The organism is Acinetobacter lwoffii (genome assembly GCF_024129595.1).
Taxonomy (GTDB): Bacteria; Pseudomonadota; Gammaproteobacteria; order Pseudomonadales; family Moraxellaceae; genus Acinetobacter; species Acinetobacter lwoffii_O.
The window spans coordinates 76737-93398 of sequence record NZ_JAMXXS010000003.1; the positions used below are offsets into that span (position 1 = coordinate 76737).

13 protein-coding genes are annotated in these 16662 nt (G+C 44.9%); all 13 read right to left on the reverse strand.

Going from position 1 to position 16662, the window contains the following annotated elements; all coding sequences use genetic code 11:
* Positions 1 to 106: 106 nt before the first annotated feature.
* The 13 genes from NI466_RS02905 to NI466_RS02965 all read right to left on the reverse strand — a co-directional run bounded on the left by NI466_RS02905 (position 107) and on the right by NI466_RS02965 (position 16616).
* Positions 107 to 667, reverse strand: a complete 561-nt coding sequence (locus tag NI466_RS02905) for a TPM domain-containing protein (protein ID WP_253172648.1) — start codon at positions 665 to 667, stop codon at positions 107 to 109.
* On the reverse strand, positions 661 to 1701 hold the full coding sequence (locus NI466_RS02910) for a TPM domain-containing protein (RefSeq protein ID WP_253172650.1): 1041 nt from the start codon (positions 1699 to 1701) through the stop codon (positions 661 to 663). Before NI466_RS02910 ends, NI466_RS02905 begins: the two co-directional genes overlap by 7 nt.
* A gap of 30 nt (positions 1702 to 1731) precedes the next feature.
* Positions 1732 to 2322: a LemA family protein gene (locus tag NI466_RS02915; protein ID WP_005263875.1), complete on the reverse strand. Its 591-nt coding sequence runs from the start codon at positions 2320 to 2322 to the stop codon at positions 1732 to 1734.
* A 183-nt stretch (positions 2323 to 2505) separates the two neighbouring features.
* Positions 2506 to 3927 carry an FAD-dependent oxidoreductase gene (locus NI466_RS02920; RefSeq protein ID WP_005263877.1) on the reverse strand — a complete coding sequence of 474 codons (1422 nt, stop codon included), beginning with the start codon at positions 3925 to 3927 and terminating at the stop codon, positions 2506 to 2508.
* A gap of 72 nt (positions 3928 to 3999) precedes the next feature.
* On the reverse strand, positions 4000 to 8475 hold the full coding sequence (gene gltB, locus NI466_RS02925; protein WP_253172652.1) for a glutamate synthase large subunit: 4476 nt from the start codon (positions 8473 to 8475) through the stop codon (positions 4000 to 4002).
* 449 nt (positions 8476 to 8924) lie between these two features.
* Complete coding sequence (locus tag NI466_RS02930; RefSeq protein ID WP_253172653.1) at positions 8925 to 9803, reverse strand: hypothetical protein; 879 nt, start codon at positions 9801 to 9803, stop codon at positions 8925 to 8927.
* A 10-nt stretch (positions 9804 to 9813) separates the two neighbouring features.
* Positions 9814 to 10893, reverse strand: coding sequence for a 3-dehydroquinate synthase (gene aroB / locus NI466_RS02935; RefSeq protein ID WP_253172655.1), 1080 nt, complete (start codon positions 10891 to 10893; stop codon positions 9814 to 9816).
* A gap of 27 nt (positions 10894 to 10920) precedes the next feature.
* Positions 10921 to 11457 carry a shikimate kinase AroK gene (aroK, locus tag NI466_RS02940; protein WP_064094599.1) on the reverse strand — a complete coding sequence of 179 codons (537 nt, stop codon included), beginning with the start codon at positions 11455 to 11457 and terminating at the stop codon, positions 10921 to 10923.
* 36 nt (positions 11458 to 11493) lie between these two features.
* Positions 11494 to 13659 (reverse strand): type IV pilus secretin PilQ, encoded by a 2166-nt coding sequence (locus NI466_RS02945; RefSeq protein ID WP_253172656.1) that lies wholly within the window; start codon positions 13657 to 13659, stop codon positions 11494 to 11496.
* Positions 13660 to 13676: 17 nt separating this feature from the next.
* The gene (locus NI466_RS02950; RefSeq protein WP_253172658.1) at positions 13677 to 14204 is read right to left on the reverse strand and encodes a pilus assembly protein PilP; all 528 of its coding nucleotides are present in this window, start codon (positions 14202 to 14204) and stop codon (positions 13677 to 13679) included.
* Positions 14204 to 14923 carry a type IV pilus inner membrane component PilO gene (locus NI466_RS02955; RefSeq protein ID WP_253172660.1) on the reverse strand — a complete coding sequence of 240 codons (720 nt, stop codon included), beginning with the start codon at positions 14921 to 14923 and terminating at the stop codon, positions 14204 to 14206. Before NI466_RS02955 ends, NI466_RS02950 begins: the two co-directional genes overlap by 1 nt.
* Entirely contained in the window at positions 14920 to 15558 is a 639-nt protein-coding gene (locus tag NI466_RS02960) for a PilN domain-containing protein (RefSeq protein WP_253172662.1), read from the reverse strand. The genes NI466_RS02955 and NI466_RS02960 overlap by 4 nt, the downstream gene beginning before the upstream one ends.
* The gene (locus NI466_RS02965; RefSeq protein WP_253172664.1) at positions 15558 to 16616 is read right to left on the reverse strand and encodes a pilus assembly protein PilM; all 1059 of its coding nucleotides are present in this window, start codon (positions 16614 to 16616) and stop codon (positions 15558 to 15560) included. Before NI466_RS02965 ends, NI466_RS02960 begins: the two co-directional genes overlap by 1 nt.
* Between the last annotated feature and the right edge of the window lie 46 nt (positions 16617 to 16662).

Consider the following 16662-nt stretch of genomic DNA (forward strand, 5'->3'; position numbering starts at 1 on the left):
ATTAACATAAAAAACAGCAGTTTAAAAAAATATTTTATTTTTTTGTAATTATTATGTTTTATTTTGTGTAACTAACTGACAAATTTTGTCAGTTAGTTGACTAAAATCACCCCAGAATTATCGGTTTATTCCCTAATTCATCTTCTAAATCATCTATTTTCCGATCATAGTACTGATCCAATACTTCTCCAATCTGCTTCACACCTTCAATTACACCTTCTTTAAACTTCTGCTGGACTAAATGCTGAATAATGTTTTGACAGATTTCATTCCAGACTGCCTGAGTCGTTGCATTCTTAATTCCCCGGTCAATCACAATTTCCACCTTGTGCTCACACAGATTCAAATACAGTAGTACTCCACTATTATATTCGGTATCCCAAACACCAATTTCAGCAAATAACTGGCGAGCACGACATAAGGTATCTTGATAATAGGCGGATCTTGAAGGCAAACAGCCTTCAATCACCACCTGAATTTCCCCCACATGTCCATGCTCGGCTTCTTCAACCGCTAGTGCAATGGCATGCTGATCCTGCTTGGAGAAAAAACGTTTGGTTGCCGGCATATAAAAGAAATGTTTTAACCAGCGCTTAAAACTCGGCTGCGCATGTTCTTCCAGCTTCGGCTGCGTGACAATTTCTGTCGTATCTGTCGTTGTTACCATGAGCCTGATGCTCCTCCCCCGCCAAATCCACCACCGCCACCGCCGAAGCCGCCGCCGCCAAAACCACCACGACCACTGCCGCCGCGGCCACCACCTGCCATAAAGGCATGTAAAATCAGTTGCGCAAGCGAGGTGACCAGTAAAAAGAATACCCCGGCACCAATCATTAAACTGGCAATTAAACCCATGCCATTGACCAGACCGGCAGCTGTGCCTGCAACCGCGGCAGTTGCAGCGCTGAGTTTTCTGCCAAAAATCATGGAACCGACGACCCCAGCAACAACAATAAACAGCACGCTACTGAACGTCGCCTTACTGGCTTTTTGTGCCTGATAAGCCTGTTCCTGACGTTCTTTTAATTCATCGGCTGCCTGTGCTGCAATTTCAGGATCTAAATTTAAAATTCGTTCAATTTCGGTTAGTCCGGAATCAATGCCCTGCGCATACTGACCTTGCTTAAAAAATGGCGTAATTTTGTCATGAATAATTCGACCTGCCACTATGTCTGGTAGTACACCCTCCAGACCATAACCGGTCAAAATTTGAATACGGCGGTCATTAATGGCAATGGTCATCAACAAACCATTGTCGCGTTTAGCTGAACCCAGCTGCCAGGCTTCAGCAACACGCATGGAATAATCAAAAATATCTTCTTGCCCTGTGGTCGGAACAATGACTACACCTATCTGCCCTTTGCCTTCATTATAAAGTTTCAAAATACGCTGGCTGAATTGCTGTTTTTCAGCGGGACTAAGTATATTGGCCTGATCAATGACCGGTTCATTCAGACTGGGTAAATCGCGCTGAAACTGCCCTTCCGCCATGTCATTGGCAATTTGTGGCTGTGATGCTGCTGCAGTTTCTGTATTTTGAGCTGGAGTATTTTGATTATTTTTAGGCTGCAAGATTTCACGGGCTACAATGACGTCTTCAGCATCTGTAGCCGTGGCTGTTTCTGCTGAAACAAGCATTGTCGTTCCCATGCCCAACATGAGAATCAAACCAGCACAATATTTCAGCAGTATTTCAGGCATCTGATCTCTCACTTATTTACAGGTCAGTACTTATTCAAAGGAAACCGTTGGAGCTTTCTGTGCGCTTTGCTCGGCACTAAAGTTCGGTTTGGTATCCATACCAATCACTTTTGCCGTCATCACTTGCGGGAACTGACGGGCATAAGAGTTAAAGTCCTGCACCGTGGTGATATAACGGTTACGTGCCACAGCGATTCTATTTTCAGTGCCTTCCAGCTGCACCTGCAAATCACGGAACTGCTGATTGGCTTTCAGATCGGGATAATTTTCAGTTACTGCCAATAAACGCGACAAAGCACTGGTCATTTGCGACTGCGCTTCCTGATAACGCTGAAACAGTTCTGGATCTTCCAGTACTTCACGGTCTACTTTTAGCCCTGCCACATTGGCGCGTGCTTGAGTCACTTCGGTCAACACCTGTTCTTCATGCGCAGCATAGCCTTTGACCACATTGACCAGATTCGGTACCAGATCGGCACGGCGCTGATACTGGTTTTGCACTTCAGACCATGAAGCAGTCACCGCCTCATCCTTGACTTGTAAGGTGTTATAGCCGCAACCACTCAGGGTCAAGGTACTGGCCAGCATCAAGGCAATAAGAGATTGTTTGAATACACGCATGATATCTTGTCCTCAATTCTTTATTAATATTTATATAATTAATTTGATTTTAAACAGTATTTTCTAAAGTTTTGTTACTTTTTATAATCTTTTTTAATGGTCTCTCTTTCAGTTAGACAATATTCAAAAATAAAAAACCCGCCATAGCGGGTTATTTAAATGGCTTCAGTGAATTTTCAACGGTTAAACCTCTAGATAATCTAGAATCCCTTCAGCTGCCTGACGGCCTTCCCAGATCGCAGTCACTACAAGATCCGAACCGCGCACCATATCACCGCCAGCGAAGATTTTTGGATTTGAGGTCTGGAATTTGTATTGCTGCTGCTCAGCGGCAACGACACGACCTGAACCATCCAGATTGATTTCCACATCGGTGAACCAGTCTGCTGGACTGGTACGGAAACCGAAAGCAAGCAAAACCGCATCGGCTGGCAGAATTTCTTCTGAACCCGGAATGGGTTCTGGGCTACGGCGACCACGACTGTCCGGCTCACCCAGCTGAGTAGTAATAAATTTTACACCGGTTACTTTACCATTTTCACCAACAACTTCGATCGGCTGACGGTTAAACTGGAAGTTCACCCCTTCTTCACGCGCATTTTGCACTTCACGGCGTGAACCTGGCATATTTTCTTCATCACGACGATAAGCACAAGTTACTGTCTCAGCACCTTGACGGATCGAAGTACGGTTACAGTCCATGGCAGTATCACCACCGCCTAAAACAATGACTTTCTTGCCTTCCACGCTGATGTATTCAGCTGGGTCTTTTTCCCAGCCCTGACAACGATTGACATTGGCAATCAGGAAATCCAGTGCATCATACACACCATCCAGATCTTCGCCGGCGAAACCACCTTTCATATAGGTATAGGTGCCCATGCCCATAAATACTGCATCATAATCAGTAAGCAAATGATCAATGCTGATATCGGTGCCAATTTCAGTATTGAGACGGAATTCCACGCCCATGCCCGTGAAAATTTCACGGCGGCGCTTCATTACGTCTTTTTCCATTTTGAATTCTGGAATACCGAAAGTCAGCAAACCACCAATTTCCGGACGTTTATCAAAGACCACAGGTTTTACCCCATTACGTACCAGAATATCCGCACAGCCAAGTCCTGCAGGACCTGCCCCGATAATCGCGACTTTCTTATTGGTCCATTGCACATTGGACATATCTGGACGCCAGCCCAATGCAAAGGCGGTATCATTGATATATTTTTCTGCATTCCCGATCGTCACCGCACCGAAACCGTCGTTCAGGGTACATGCCCCTTCACACAGACGGTCTTGCGGACAAACACGGCCACAGACCTCCGGCAAGGTATTGGTCTGGTGACACAATTCAGCGGCTTGGAACAGACGTCCTTCAGACACCAGTTTTAACCAGTTTGGAATGTAGTTATGTACCGGACATTTCCACTCACAATACGGGTTACCACAGCCTAGGCAGCGATGCGTCTGATTGGCTGCAATTTCCGCTGTGTAAGGCTTATAAATTTCCACAAATTCTGCTTTGCGGACATCAATCTCTTTTTTCTCTGGATCTTGGCGTGCGACATCCAGGAATTGAAAGTCATTATTCAGGCGTTCTGCCATGTCTCTCTCCGTGGGGAGATGTAAGGGGTTCACAGTTGCCTTACATCTGCCTATGTTTCTGCAGTAGTGGAATTATTGTGGATCAGCTTGAGTTGTTTTTAACAGCGTTTGCAAGTTGGCTGCTTTTGGTTTTACCAACCAGAACTTGCGGCTGTAGAAGTCAAACTCATGGCGGATCTTGTACGCCCAAGCACTACCCGTTTCTTTAATATGTTCATCCAGAATACGACCCAGGAAGGCTTTGTGCTCTTCCATCGCTTCGGTTGAAATACGGTTCAGCTCAATCAGCTCGTGGTTATAATAATCAACGAAGTCATTATCCAGATCAAGCACATAAGCAAAACCACCAGTCATACCCGCACCAAAGTTATGTCCGACTTTACCCAGCACTGTCACAATCCCACCGGTCATATATTCACAGCAGTGATCACCTGCACCTTCAATTACGGCAAATGCACCCGAGTTACGTACTGCGAAACGTTCGCCTGCCGTACCGGCAGCAAATAATTTACCGCCAGTCGCACCATACAGACAGGTATTCCCAATAATCGCGGTATTTTGGGTCTGGAATGGCGAACCTTTTGGCGGGAAAATCGAGATGCGACCACCGGCCATGCCTTTACCGACATAGTCATTGGCATCACCTTCCAGGCTGATATGCAGACCACCGGCATTCCAGACACCCAGTGACTGGCCCGCCGTACCATTCAGGTGAACTTTCACCGGATGGGCTTCCATGCTGAGGTTGCCATAGCGTTTCGCAATTTCACCAGACAGACGGGCACCAATCGAACGGTCACAGTTACCGATCGTGAAGCTATATTCACCGCCAGTTCCCGCTTCGATGGCAGGCAGAATCTCATCCACCATTTTTTCAGCCAGAATCCCTTTATCAAATGGTGCATTGCCCTGTACTTCGCAGTACTGTGCTTTACCTTCTGCAGCAGGATGTGATTCCAGTAATTTACTTAAATCAAGATGTGCATGCTTTGCAGTTTCACCTGGCAAGACTTCCAGCAGATCCGTACGGCCAATCAGGTCTTTCAGACTTGATACACCGAGTGCTGCCAGCCATTCACGGGTTTCTTCAGCAATAAAGGTGAAGAAGTTGATCAGCATTTGTGGCTCGCCAATATAATGCTCTTGACGTAAATGATCTTGTTGAGTCGCGACACCGGTTGCACAGTTATTCAGGTGACAGATACGCAGGTATTTACAACCCAATGCGATCATTGGGGTTGAACCAAAGCCAAAGCTTTCTGCACCCAGAATTGCTGCTTTGACAACATCCAGACCGGTTTTTAAACCGCCATCTGTCTGTACGCGAACTTTACCACGCAGGTCATTAACACGAAGGGCCTGATGCGCTTCAGAAAGACCAAGCTCCCACGGTGAACCTGCATGATGAATTGAAGAAAGTGGAGAAGCCGCTGTACCGCCATCATAACCAGAAATAGTAATGAAATCGGCATAGGCTTTCGCTACACCCGCCGCAATCGTACCGACACCCGGTTCAGAAACCAGCTTAACTGACACCATCGCCTGTGGGTTAACCTGTTTTAAATCAAAGATCAACTGTGATAAATCTTCAATTGAATAGATGTCGTGATGCGGAGGTGGCGAAATCAGCGTTACACCCGGTACAGAGTAACGTAAACGGGCAATGAGACCATTTACTTTACCACCCGGCAACTGACCACCTTCACCTGGTTTTGCACCTTGCGCGACTTTAATTTGAAGGACTTCTGCAGACGTTAAGTAAGCAGGGGTCACACCAAAACGGCCCGATGCAATTTGTTTGATTTTCGAGTTACGAATCGTACCGTAACGCGCTGGATCTTCACCGCCCTCACCTGAGTTCGAGCGACCACCAATCGTGTTCATGGCAATCGCAATCGCTTCATGAGCTTCAGGTGACAGTGCACCCAAAGACATGCCGGCAGAGTCAAAGCGAGGCAGGATCTCTTCCACAGATTCCACTTGTTCCACTGGAATCGAATTATCTGTTTTTAGTTTGAACAGGTCACGAATCGTGGCGATCGGACGATTGTTCACCAGTTCCGCATATTCTTTAAAATCTGCGTAGTTCCCAGAACGTACTGCTTTATGCAGTGAGTTGATCACGTCTGGGTTAAAGGCATGGTATTCCTTGCCGAATACAAATTTCAGCAGACCGCCCTGATCAATTGGCTTACGATTTTTCCAGGCAATATCCGCCAACTGTTTCTGGTCATTTTCAAGATCGACAAAAGTGGCACCTTGAATACGGCTTGGTACACCGATGAAGCATTTATCCACCACTTCATTAGATAAGCCCACTGCTTCAAACAGCTGACCACCACGGTAAGAAGCAACCGTAGAAATACCCATTTTCGATAGAACTTTCAGTAGACCTTTTTCAATCCCTTTACGGAAATTGTTTTGTGCATAAATCGGGTCACCCAATAACTCACCTTTCGCGACCAGATCATTGATCACATCATAAGCTAGGTACGGGTAGATGGCTGTCGCACCAAAGCCAAGGAGTACTGCAAACTGATGTGGATCACGGGCAAAACCGGTTTCAATGATCAGATTCGCATCGGTACGCAGACCTGTATTGATCAGGTGATGATGCACTGCACCGGTCACCATGAATGCATTGGCTGGCAAGAAGCCTTCACGGATTTTCTTGTCTGAAAGAACTAGTAAAGTCTTACCATCACGAATCGCTTGGGCAGATTCTTCACAGATACGTGCAATCGCCGCTTCAAGACCTTCTGCTTCTGGATAGTTCAGGTCGATGTCCGCAATTTCATAACCTTTACGACCAATCGTGCGGATCTGATGCATTTTCGAATTAGACAGCACAGGGCTGGAAATGATCAAGCGGTCTGCATGCTCAGGCCCTTGTTCAAAGACGTTTTGCTCACGACCCAAACAGGTTTCCAGTGACATCACAATCGATTCACGTAGCGGATCGATCGGCGGATTGGTCACCTGTGCAAACTGCTGGCGGAAATAATCCGACACATGGCGCACCTGACGAGACAATACTGCCATTGGGGTATCATCACCCATTGAACCTACAGCTTCCTGACCGCTTTCAGAAATCGGGCGCAATAACTGGTCACGCTCTTCAAAGGTCACCATGAACATTTTTTGTGCCGCTTTCAGGCCATCGCCTTTTAAGCCTTGATCACATAAATATTCTTCCAGCTCTGGGCTACCTTGCAAACGCACAGAATTTTCACGTAACCATTCACGGTATGGACGCATACGTTTTAGATGATTATTGACATCTTGCGTATCCAGCACCTTGCCGGTTTGCGTGTCGATGACCAGCATTTGGCCAGGACCGACACGGCCTTTAGAAATTACATCTTCAGGTTGATAACCCCAGACACCAATTTCAGAAGCCAATGTGATATAACCATTTTTGGTGATGACCCAACGCGCAGGACGCAGACCGTTACGATCCAGCATACAGATCGCATGACGCCCATCCTGAATCACCAGACCTGCAGGACCATCCCAGGCTTCCATATGTTTTGAGTTAAATTCATAGAATGCACGCAAGTCTGCATCTAAGGTTTCCACATTCTGCCAGGCAGGCGGAACCAGCATACGGAGTGCACGGAACAGATCCATGCCACCACCGACCAGAATCTCCAGCATATTGTCCAGGCTCGAAGAATCCGAACCGGTACGGTTCACAATTGGGTTCAGTTCAGTTAAACCCGGCAATAACGGATTTTCAAATTTTGGCACACGCGCCATGGCCCAGTTACGGTTCGCAGTAATGGTATTAATTTCACCATTGTGCGCCAGGTAACGGAACGGTTGTGCCAACGGCCAGCGAGGCAAGGTATTGGTCGAGAAGCGCTGATGGAACACCACAATATGCGATTCCAGACGTGGATCAGCCAGATCTGTATAAAAATCTGCAATCGCTTCCGGCATCATCAAGCCTTTGTAGCTGATCACCGTTGAACATAAGGTCGTGACATAGAAAGACGGATCATTGCTTAACAGCTGCTCTGCACGACGGCGTGCCAGGAATAACTTACGGTTAAATTCAACCTCAGTCACCCCCATTGGACAGTTAACAATAATCTGTTCAAATGCCGGCATTGATTGCAGGGCAATTTCACCCAATGCATCTACATTGGTCGGAATCACACGCCAAGCCAGAACAATCAAACCTTCAGCTTCAATCTCTTTGTTTAAAACCTGTTTGGCGTGTGCCGCAAGCGCAGGATCAAGACTCAGGAATACCGAACCTACAGCAAAGACTTCACTTAAGGTGGTATCACTTAAGCGTTTCGCTTCTTCACGGAAGAATTTTTTCGGCATTGCCAAGAGCAGACCACAGCCATCCCCGGTTTTGCCATCCGCGGCAATACCACCACGATGGGTCATGCAACTCAAACTATGAATCGCGGTCTTGACGAGATCATGGCTAGCATCACCCTGCATATGGGCGATCAAACCGAAACCACAGTTATCTTTAAACTCATCCGGTTGGTATAAACCTTGAGCGGGAGCTACATTGTTAGGCGATGGCATGTGCATAGCGTACCCTTCTTTCACGAAGCCTCAACAGGCTGTTAAACAATCTAAATTTTTCTCTGCGCTGGCGTCTAATGGACTTGAGAAGACCGTCTTGGTAGAGCAAAAGCATTTTTCTTTATTTCTTCAGACTAGTCCTTTTTTAGACTAAATGCATAACAAATAAAGTTTATTTTGCTCATGAATAACATAAAAATCTGGAATAAATATGACATTCATACGGTGTCATCGAATCATTTTTCGCGCTAAAACAGGGAGATTAATTCAATTCATGCACCAATAAAGCAAATTCCATGCCAACAAACAGCGCATAAATTAAAACAATACAGATGACAAAGATTTAGCGCAGAACAGCACTCTAAGGGTTAATTTTAATGTGCATTTTTTGCACCAAAATCGCTCATTTTTAATTCTGTAATTTTTTGGATGCGCTATTTTAGACCGAACTAATTAAATGGATCACTAATCTCGTTATTTTGAGGACGTGGATTACTGCCCTGAGCAGGTCGATTATTGTTATTTTGCGGTTGAGGCGTGCCTTCTACAGCACTTTCAGATTTCTGTACATCGACCACATTTCCCGATGAATCACGACGCACAATGGTGGTACTGGTAGTCGCCGCATCAGAGCTGCGCGGCTTGGCCTCAGTCTGGGTTTGCTGCTGTCTAAGTCGCACTGATTCATCTACTTTCGGCAAAGGCACATTCTTCAAACGAATTTCATAAAGCTTTTGATTACTGGCCAATTCCTCTGAACCCAGATTATTGACCAGACTGACATATTGCTGCATTGGCACAACTTCAGGCTTGACTGAGGCCGGTAAATTTAACTTCAGTGTAGATAAAGCCTGATTGGCTTGCGCCGCCGTCTTATATTGACCATACAACAATACATATTGTTCTGGCTGATTTTCACCCGATATTCTTAAGTAAACAAAAGGCTTACGATCGGACTGTTTTTTAAGAAAACTTTTTAAAATGGCTTCATTGGTCACACGAAATAATTCAATTGCATGCTGGTTTTTCGCTTCATTGACAAATTTGGTACCGCGAAATTCCGGCTCATGACTGGCATTCACGACGGTACGCGTATTTAGATCCAGTGGTTTCACTTCCTGAAAAAGCGCACCAAGATGGGTCATTGTGGCTACTTTTTCCGGCTGAATCTGCAACTGAACTTCAGTTTCAGGCTTTTTTTCAATTTCGATGACGTCATCTGAATCAGTCACTGCCCAAAAGACTAAGGCAGCAAATAGGCAGCATACACCACAGACCAGCCAGAAATAATGCTGAATCTTTTGCCAAGGAGTATGTAATGCTGCCATAAAACTAAACCTATGCCTGATTGGCTAAAATTGCCTGTTTCATTAACTGGAGATCAAAGTCTCGTGTAATCACTGCTTTGCCTAATTGCTTTAATAACACCAGACGCAATTGTCCATTCAAGACTTTTTTGTCATGGGCCATATAGGCCAGAAAATCATCCAGAGGGATTTTAGGACAAACGATAGGTAATTGGGCACGAGAAATGATTTTTTTTGTACGTTCTAAATCTTCTTGAGAAATCCACCCCATACGCTGTGACAGATCCGCAGCCATCACCATACCGGTGGCAACAGCCTCACCATGTAGCCAGACACCATACCCCATGTAGGATTCAATCGCATGCCCAAAGGTATGACCTAAATTGAGTAAAGCACGTTCCCCTTGCTCCTTCTCATCATTGGCTACAATCCGTGCTTTATGTGCACATGAACGGTAAACGGCTTCGGCAAGCAACTGCTCATCACGAGCAACCAGACCTTCCATATTCGCTTCCAGCCAGACCATAAATGATTCATCACCAAGTAAAGCATATTTAATCACTTCAGCCAGTCCTGCTGAAAGCTCGCGGTCCGGTAAAGTAGCAAGCTGCGACATATCTGCCAGCACCACCTGCGGCTGCTGGAAAGCGCCAATCATGTTTTTACCCAGCGGATGATTGATCCCGGTTTTTCCACCCACACTAGAATCGACCTGCGACAGCAAGGTGGTCGGTACCTGAATAAAATACACTCCGCGCTGGAAGCAGGCCGAGGCAAATCCAGCCATATCCCCAATGACGCCACCACCTAATGCCAGTACAGTACAATCGCGGTTAAACCCGGCTTCAAGCAGCGCATCAAAAATCAGGTTCAGATGCTGGCTATCCTTATATTTTTCACCATCAGGCAAAATGCAGGTCGCAACACGTTTGTCCAGAGCTTCAATTGCAGTTTGATAACACTGCAAATAAAGTGGTGCAACTGTGGTATTACTCACAATCATCACTTGCTTGCCCTGAATATAGGGAGCCAATAAGGCCTGTGGATCCAGATCGCTTCCAATAAAAATAGGATAACGACGTTCTCCGAGTTCTACATATAAGGTTTGCATGCTTGATTAACCACTTGATTCAATGAATTAATTTTTAGAAACAATGAGATTGAGAATCCGCTGCGCCAGATCTCGTGCAGCACCCTGATTGGTCTCAATAATATGATGTGCCACTTCCCGATACAAGGGATCACGAACTGCCAGTAAATCACGCAACTTTTGTTCCGGATTTTCGACTTGAAGGAGGGGACGGTTTTTATCGCGATAGGTACGTTGTAGTTGAATTTCAACCGGCGTATAGAGATAGACAACAATTCCGCGCTGTTTCAGATAATCCCGATTTAAGGTCTGAGTAATGGCACCACCGCCGGTAGCTAAGACCAGATGGGGACGTGAGGTAAGGTCATTAATGACAGCAGTTTCACGGTCACGGAAACCCTGCTCCCCTTCTTTTTCAAAAATCCAGGGAATGGTCGCGCCTGTTTTACGTTCAATTTCATGATCACTGTCTAGAAATTCACGCCCTAACAATTCTGCGAGATGTCGTCCTACTGTTGTTTTACCGGCCCCCATCGGCCCTACCAAATAAATATTTGGCAGGGTTTCAAACTCTTTGCTTGGCAAGGAGTCACCTATTCGTTTTGTTAAATTCAAAATATATTAATGATTTCTTGAAACACTGTCATTAACAATTCGAGGTGTAACGAAAATCAGTAGCTCACGTTTATTATCCGACTTTAAATCTTTACGGAATAAACGTCCTACATAAGGAATATCCCCCAGGAAAGGTACCTTGGTTTGTGCATTACGGGTTTCTTGCTCAAAAATACCACCTAGAACCACTGTTTCACCATTATCTACCAAAACATTGGTAGTGATCTGGTTTTTGTTAATAGTGAGCTGTCCGGTCGGTGTCGGGTTACCCGGTGAGTCACTGGTAATATTGAGTTCCATCTGTACTTTGCCATCTGGCGTAATGCTTGGTGTGACATCCAGACTTAGCGTAGCATCAATAAATTCCGTAGTAGATACTGCATTCGCACCCCCGCCTTCAGCAGATTGATACGGAATTTGTGAACCCGAAGCCACAGTCGCTTTTTGCTTGTCTGCAGTTAGTACTTTAGGTGTAGAAATCACTTCACCATAGCCATCTGCCTGAAGTGCAGAAAGCTCCAGATCCAGCATAAAATCAGAAAGGCTGATCAAACCAAAGGCAATACGGCTGGCACCTGGACTGGTTACACCTAAATCCACATTCAGGTTTTGTGGTCGCTGGATATCATAGGTATATCCACCTAAATCACTTTCTTGAGGATCTCTGAGATCCCATAACGTCGTGTCACTACCACCGACCAGAAGGCTATCATTATTTGTAATCCCTTGAGACAGAATTCCCCATTTCACTCCCATCTCTTTAGTAAAATCAGTCGTTGCACGAACAATACGCGCTTCGACCATTACCTGCTTTACCTGCACATCCAGCAGATCTACCATATTACGAATTTTATCAATAAAGAGCTGGGTATCATTCACAATAATGGTATTGGTCCGTGCATCAACAGACACAGAACCACGTGAACTTAATAAGCTTTCTCCACCCTCATTATTATTCGTGCTACTCGAACCGCCTGAGCCAGATGCCCCTTTATTCTGCGTAATTAGTTTCTCAATATCAGCGGCTTTGGCATAACTCAACTGCATATATTCAGTTTGGATAGGGGCAAGTGCAACACTTTGCTTAATCGCCTTAGCTTCTTCTTCTTCAGCCTTAATCAGTTCTGCAACCGGTGCAATCCAGATCACATTACCATTACGACGTTTATCCAGATTTTTGGTTTTCAGCACAATATCTAAGGCCTGATCCCAAGGCACTTCTTTTAAGCGCAAAGTAATATTGCCTTGTACACTGTCTGCAGCCACCATATTGATATCAGTGAAATCAGCTAAAAGCTGGAGTACACGACGTACTTCAATATCCTGAAAATCCAAAGAAATTTTCTTGCCAGTATAAGCCACAGTTTTAGGACGTAATGGGCTCTTAGCTTCCGGACGTTTTAAGCTGATGGTCAGCTTATTATCAGTCTGGTAAGCCATATATTCATAACTTTCCGCAGACTGAATCGTAATGACTCCTGAACCATTTTGATTCACGGCATCGACACTGGATACCGGAGTCGCGAAATCAGTCACATTAAGACGGCGGGTCAAATGAGCCGGAATCTTGGAACCTAAAGTGCGCACAATAACTTTGGTACCCTGCTGCTGTACATCAACAGGAGTATTATTTCCTAACAGATCAATAACGACCTGGCCTTCACCTTGAGCACCGCGCTGGAAACCAATGTTGCTAATACCTTGAGCTGACTGTTGCTGCACAGGTTGAGCTATGGCTACAGGAGTTGCCGAATTAATTTTAAGAATAAAGGTATTACCTTCTACACGAGTCGTAAAGGCTCCGGCTTCGGTCAGATTTACCGTCAGACGTGCCCGCTGCGCATCCGAAGTGACATCGACCGAACTGGCTTCACGTGTTGCCACCGGAATACTGCTTTGTTTTAAATTCTGTTGTGCCTTATCAAAGTCCAGAATCAAACGTGATGGTGATTCTAATTGATAGGCTTGTGGTTGTGGCGGCAAACCATTGAACATCACCCGAATCTCAGTTCCTTGTCCGGGAAGCTGCATGGGTACTACATTGGTCATTGAAACCTGCGCACTGGCCGCTTGCATCACCGCAATCACAACAGCACCCATGGAAAATTGACGAAACACACGATTCATTGTATTAACATCCCCAAAAATAAATTCTTTAATACTCTTATTCATTGTTATTCCTTTAAAACTTATGGCGCTGGTCCGATAAGAACCAGACTTCGCGGACGTTCCACATATCCCTCACGGCCATCTGGAATAATCTCAATCAAATCGATCTGTGTTGGTGTAATTCCAACCACACGACCATGATTAAGTCCCATATAGCTACCACGTTGGATCCGCTCAACCTCACCATCAGGCGTCTGGATTAAAGCCAGAATCTGTCCTGCCTGATTGCGCATACTGCCTTTCATGGTCAATGTTTCCAGCGGATAACTTTCTAGCGGTTGCAATTGACGTGATAGGTTTGGATAAACCCGTTTCCCCGCCATAATTTTCAGCTCAGCAGCCAGAGAACTTGGTAAAAAAGGACTTTTGATCTGATGTGCCGCATAGTTGAAGGTTTCAACTGGCATAAAATCAGGCGCAGGTTCAATCGGCAAAGGTGGCTGATTACGAATATTGGCCATTTCCTGATTGACTGCATCAATGCGTGAATCACATCCCAATAATAAAAACCCAAGCATTAAAGCCGAAGTAATTTTAATGTTCTTCATTACTGCGCCCCCTGAGTCGTGCTGTCAGCTGCTGGCATTGCAGCACCTTCCGCATTACCGACATAACGATAAGTTTTGGCTTTCACCACATAATCAATGACCGGAATTTCAGATTTTTTCTCTTTATTTTCAGTACCGGTAATGGTGAAATCATGCAGCGTGACAATACGCGATAAGCCGGCAATACTGCTAACAAAAGAGCCAAAAGCGTGATAATCCCCAGTGGCTTCAATCGCAATCGGCTGTTCAATAAAGAATTCTTGCTTAATTTCAGGTTCCAGACGGATATTTTTAAACTTTAGGCCTGAATTCACACCGCTCAGGTTAATATCTTCAACCAGACCGGGAATTTCAGTTTCTTTTGGCAATTGTTCTAACTGCTGGTTAAAACGGGCTTCCATTTCCTGAAGCTGGATTTGATATTGTTGTAAGTTGCGTAATTTGGATTCTTTTTCACGGAATTCATTCAGCAGGTTTTGTTCTTGGGCACTGGCTTGTGAAATCGATTCAATTGTACTTCTAATCATGACAAAGTAAATCACTGCAAAGGCCAGTGCAACAATAAAAATCCAGCAGGTAATTTTGACCGACAAAGGCCAGCTACCATAGTTATTTGGATCTAATGTATTGAATTGCTGAAAAAACTTTTCAACAGTCATTTTATTTTTGGGTACAGCGACGACATCCTGGCTGAACTCATCGAATTCTTCATTACTCATGATGATGCCCCCGTAGTTGTAGTGACTGCTTGTTGTTCTTCATTCAGTACTGGCTGAGCGATCTGATCCAGATCTACCGTCACGGTAAAACTACCATAGGACTCTTCCACACGTGGAATAATCGAGCTCGGCGCCTTTTCTTTGACTTCTTCAGCCACCAGGAAAGCATTCATAAAGGCATTCCGGTACCAAGATGACGCTTCCAGATTACGGAGCAGTTCTGCTACCGTATTTGGACTTTCAGCCCGACCTTCAATGGTAAATTTATCGCCGGTACGCTGGAATTTGGTGATGTACATATTGCTTGGGGTGACCCGCACAATTTCATCAATCAGATGTACTGCAATCGGACGCTGGGTTTGTAGGCCCTGAATCAACTTCATCCGTTCGACAATCGCATTACGCTGTTCTTGCAAACCTTCAAGCGCCTTTAACTGCACATCCAGATTCTGGTTGGTACTTTGAATCAGCTGATTGGCCTGCTCCTGATCCTGAAGCTTGTGATCATAATAAAACCAGGTTGAACCCGCTGCCGCTAATCCCAAGAAAAGTGCCCCTATGCAGATTGCCACGAATTCATTATTTCTTTTAATTCTTAGCTCATCACGCCAAGGAAGTAAGTTAATTCTTGCCATTAATCAAAACTCCTTAATGCCAAACCGCATGCAACCATGAGTGATGACGCGTCATTTTCAATTTTTTTAATATCAATTTGAGGAGAAAAGCCCATTTGTAAAAATGGATTCGCGATCGTGACACGGTAACCGAGTTTTTGTTGTAATAATTTTGCCAGACCTGGAATATTGGCATTCCCGCCGGCCAGTAAAATATGGTCAATCTCGTTAAACTGGGAAGATGAAAAGAAGAATTGTAATGAACGGGCGGCCTGTTGGACCACAGCATCCAGAAATGGTTCTAATACTTCAATATCATAATCATCTGGCAAGGCACGGGTTTTTTTAGCACGCCCCGCCTCTTCATAGGACAATCCATAACGATTCTGAATTTCCTGAGTCAATTGCTTGCCACCAAACACCTGCTCACGGGTATAAATAATCTTGTTATTCTGCATAACCGACAAAGTCGTCATACTATGACCGATGTCTAAAATACCAACCGTATTCACACCCATTGGCAACGTGTCAGAAAATACTTTAAAGGCATTTTCCAGCGCAAAGCTTTCTACATCTGCAATCTTAGGCGTTAGACCACTAATCTCTAACACTTCAGAACGTGCTTCGACATTTTCGATTCGTGTTGCCACCAATAAAACATTGACCCGGTTCGGATTGGCAAGACGGTCCGGCAGGACTTCAAAGTCTAGACTCGCTTCATCGAGTGGAAAAGGAATGTATTGTTCCGCATCTTCACGAATCTGAACTTCACGTTCATCATCTGACATGTCTGCATCCATCTCAATGATTTTGGTGATGACCATTGAAGTTGGAATCGCAAAAGCGGCCTGATTCGACTGGGTATTACCCAAATTAATTGCACGCCCAAGGGCATCAGCGACTGCTTCTGGGTTTAAGATGTTTTTTTCAACAACACTGTTTTCCGATAATGGGATCAAAGCATAACTCTCTACCCAGTAACGGCCACTTTTTACAGAAAGTTCTAAAACCTTAACAGAAGTCGAACTAATATCGACTCCTATTAACCCCTTATTTGGTTTACGATATAACCTGCGCACAATACACTTCCTATTATTTTTTTGTCCCCAATTCAATCTAACTTAC